This window comes from Candidatus Protofrankia californiensis (assembly GCF_900634765.1).
Taxonomy (GTDB): domain Bacteria; phylum Actinomycetota; class Actinomycetes; order Frankiales; family Frankiaceae; genus Protofrankia; species Protofrankia californiensis.
Genome location: NZ_CAAAFT010000167.1, coordinates 2202 through 3690 on the forward strand (window position 1 = coordinate 2202; position 1489 = coordinate 3690).

The window sequence follows — 1489 nt, forward strand, 5'->3', positions numbered from 1 at the left end:
CCGCCGCCTGCCAACCGGTGTGGGCTGCCAACCGGTGTGGGCTGAGGTCGCTGCCACGGTGTGGGACGTCCGGACCTGATGCTGTGTCAGCCGGGGGATGGCGTGTGCAGACGTTCGTTCAGCGCTGTGCGTACCGCCTCCTCGATCAGATGCGTCAATCGTGGGTGGGCGCTGCGGCGAGCGCGTACATGAAGCGGTTCGGGGTCGACCGCGGGCAGGTCGTCACGTCGTTGGAGTCCCTGCGGCACTGCTCCGACGTCGGCGAGCAGCGCGACGCCGACGCCGGCACGGACCGCGTGCAGCACACCGGCGAGATATCCCGCCTCACCGACGACCGAGGCCGTGCGCCCAGCCTGTGCCAGCACGCGTAATGCCTGGCTGCGAATGGTGCACGGATCGTCGATGGCCACCAGCGGCAGCGGCCTGTCCGGCGGGGGCGCGGTCCAGTGGGTGGCCGCGAACCAGGCCAGGGGCAGCCGACCGGCGGGGTGGGCCGTGGCGGTACGCCCCTCTCCGATGAGCACGGCGACATCGATGCTGCCCTGGTCGAGCGCCTCGTTGATGCGGGCTCCCCGATCCAGCCGGAACCTGACCTGGACGTCGGGGAATTCGGCGGTGAGTGCCGACATCACCAGCGGGAGCAGGTGGTCGGCGGCGTGTTCGGTCGATCCGATGGTGATCGTCGACTGACCCGTCGGCGCGTCCACGCCCAGTTGTTCAAGCGCGTCGTCGTGCAGGGTGAGGATCCGTCGCCCCACGGCGACGAGTAGTTCACCATCGGGAGTGAAGCGTGTGCTGCGGCCGCTCGGCGTGACCAGCGGACGGCCGATCGCTTTCTCCAGACGGCGCACGTGCTGGCTCACCGCTGACTGCGAGATGCACAGCGCCTCCGCGGCTCGGCGAAACCCTCCGCAGTCGGCGATCGCTGTGAGACTGCGTAAGGCTGTGAGGTCCAGCACGGGGGGCACAGTGCACGATAGCGCGATTGATTTCATTTCGTAATGGGTCCGATCGTGGATCCGCGTTGGACATCGGCAGGAAACGGCACCATTCTGATGGGCATGGTCGGGAAATGGGGTGCGCAGCAGAACGGAGTGCTTACATTCCGTACTGCTTTCTGCCGCCCGCCGCGACGCCGGATCGCGCGGCACGTCCTGACCCGCAGGCGCGTCATCGACTTCGGGACGGTCGCCTCCTGTTGTTGTCCTATGTGTTGTCCCGCCTGTTGACCCAAGCCCGCCACCGCTTGGCCTGACCGGGCGGTCTGTGATCCGTCGGTGATCCGTGACCGACCGTCCGGGCTGCTCGAACCGCCTGGACCGCTCGGCGGCGCGGGGCGCTGATCTCCCACCCGTCCACGGCACCTCCGCCGTCGGTCGGGTCTGGCCCATACCGGTCGGTGGCATGCGCCTGGCGCTGTCGGGCCGGGTTCCGCTCCGGGTCGGGCTCCGCCCCACGCCACCACCCCTCACCTTCTACCTTTCACCGG

The 1489-nt window shown here is 68.8% G+C and carries 2 protein-coding genes; one reads left to right on the top strand and one right to left on the bottom strand.

Features of this window, described 5'->3' with window-relative positions:
* Positions 1 to 86: 86 nt before the first annotated feature.
* Positions 87 to 968 carry a LysR substrate-binding domain-containing protein gene (locus DD1DGNOD_RS09390; protein WP_131766249.1) on the bottom strand — a complete coding sequence of 294 codons (882 nt, stop codon included), beginning with the start codon at positions 966 to 968 and terminating at the stop codon, positions 87 to 89.
* Positions 969 to 1284: 316 nt separating this feature from the next.
* On the opposite strand from DD1DGNOD_RS09390, the gene DD1DGNOD_RS27900 reads away from it, so the two are divergent.
* On the top strand, positions 1285 to 1489 hold a 205-nt coding region (locus tag DD1DGNOD_RS27900; protein ID WP_206443048.1), incomplete at its 3' end, for a hypothetical protein.